This is a genomic window from Shinella sp. SUS2 (genome assembly GCF_001262505.1).
Classification (GTDB): domain Bacteria; phylum Pseudomonadota; class Alphaproteobacteria; order Rhizobiales; family Rhizobiaceae; genus Shinella.
Genome location: NZ_KQ410819.1, coordinates 1 through 1,815, shown reverse-complemented (window position 1 = coordinate 1,815; position 1,815 = coordinate 1). Strand labels below are relative to the sequence as shown.

Genomic DNA, 1,815 nt, shown 5'->3' with positions numbered 1-1,815 from the left:
ATCGGCGTAAGCAACCAAATCCTACGTCATTTCAACGGTTTGAACCATATCCGCCAACCCCTCGTGAATTATTCGGGTTAGGGCATGCCGTACTCCTGTCACAAAAAACTATGTGAGAGCGGCGACGTGCGTCTTGATTTTGATCAAAAAAAACACGCAGCCCCCAAGAACTGAGGATTGCAAAATCATCACAGAATGCGCTTTTTGATTAGTGACGAATTCTTATAAGCACCTCGAGCGAATACTCTGGTCGAAGGCAATAGAGTGTATCATGGATGCAGTGCGCAAAGATATTTACAACTCGGAAATCCCCGACTTCTGCCGCGACTGCGGCGCACGGCTTGGTGGTGTCTGCGGTGCACTGACGCCTGAACAGTTGACAGAATTCAGTCGCCAGACCTCCCGCAAAGTGGTCCAGCCCGGTGGCGAACTGCATGGCCAGGGCGAACCTGTCCACTCCTATGCCAATATTCTCAAGGGCGTGGTGAAACTCACCAAGATAATGCCAGATGGCCGCCAACAGATAGTCGGCCTTCAATTCGCCCCCGACTTTATCGGCCGCCCCTTCTCCATCGAAAGTGAGTTTTCGGCTGAAGCGGCGACCAATATCGAAGTCTGCGCCTTGCCCAAGGCTGCGCTCGAACAGTTCGTCAACAATATCTCCAATTTTGGCCACCGGCTCCACAAGCAAGCGCTAAACGAACTCGACGACGCCCGTGACTGGATGCTGACGCTAGGTCGCAAGACGGCGCGCGAGAAGGTAGCGACCTTGCTGCACCTGATCGCCACCCATATTGCCCCAGACAAGTCGGAGGTTTTGCATTTCGAACTTCCCCTCACCCGGCAGGATATCGGCGACTTCCTTGGCCTCACCATCGAGACCGTCAGCCGCCAAATGACAAAGCTTCGTCAGGAAAAGGTCATCCATGTAGAGAACAACCGGACGATCACCGTCCACGATTTTGGGCGCCTCGCTGACATCGCTGGCATAGATGGATGAAGTACGATATCGATCAAGGGTAATGGGGTATGAGGATCCGACACAGACTGCTGCGGCTTGACAGAGTTTTGGCGAAAGGCGATTGAGAGCCGCAAAGAAGCGCCCAGATTGGTTAAGTGTCCTCTTTCTCAATTTTTAGGCAGGTAAAACCCTCTTGGCTATTCGGGGCATCAAAGAATAGCGACCATCTTGCAATCGGCCAGAGTTGAGAAGAGCGGCTATTGCCGTAGCGTCAGCTTCGATATTGCCTGTGCGCGCGTGGCGACCCCCAGCTTTCGCAGAATTTCACTCATGTGATATTTTACAATCCGCTCCGAAATGTCCATAATGGTAGCGATGTCGGCGTTCGACTTTCCCTCTGCCGCCCATCTAAGAATTTCTGCTTGTTTCGGCGAAAGCTCGCGCAGTGCGTGGCTTTCATCAGTTGAAATCGCTGAACAAAGACCAAGTGCCTCCGCCTTTAAGAGGCCGGAGTTTGCGATCACCACAACTGCGTGGGTCGTCCGATCATCAACTTGTTTTTCACTGTGAGCCTCCACTGAGACACAGCTGATAGTGCCAGATCGCCTAGAGAGCGGCACCAGGAGGCCACCCTTCAACGGGCTGCTATCCAGAAAATCGAGATAGCTTTGCTGATACCGGCAACTGTATATGTCTTGGTTGCTCCACCAGATCGGTTTCTCGGTTGCGACTGCGCGCGCGAGGTTCGGATCGAAATCCGCCCAATTCCGGCGCTCATGTCCCGGATCAGCGCCCTTGAGACAGAACTGGTTTAGTTGAGAAGAGAGGATTTTCGGCTCATCGTAGCTCTATCA

General features: G+C 52.9%; 2 protein-coding genes. One reads left to right on the top strand and one right to left on the bottom strand.

From position 1 onward, the window contains the following. The first annotated feature begins 271 nt into the window (after positions 1-271). Positions 272-1,000 carry a Crp/Fnr family transcriptional regulator gene (locus AKG11_RS33450; RefSeq protein WP_050747146.1) on the top strand — a complete coding sequence of 243 codons (729 nt, stop codon included), beginning with the start codon at positions 272-274 and terminating at the stop codon, positions 998-1,000. A gap of 218 nt (positions 1,001-1,218) precedes the next feature. Here the strand turns inward: AKG11_RS33450 and AKG11_RS34300 are convergent, their stop codons facing one another. After that, positions 1,219-1,791 carry a helix-turn-helix transcriptional regulator gene (locus AKG11_RS34300; protein WP_082343019.1) on the bottom strand — a complete coding sequence of 191 codons (573 nt, stop codon included), beginning with the start codon at positions 1,789-1,791 and terminating at the stop codon, positions 1,219-1,221. Between the last annotated feature and the right edge of the window lie 24 nt (positions 1,792-1,815).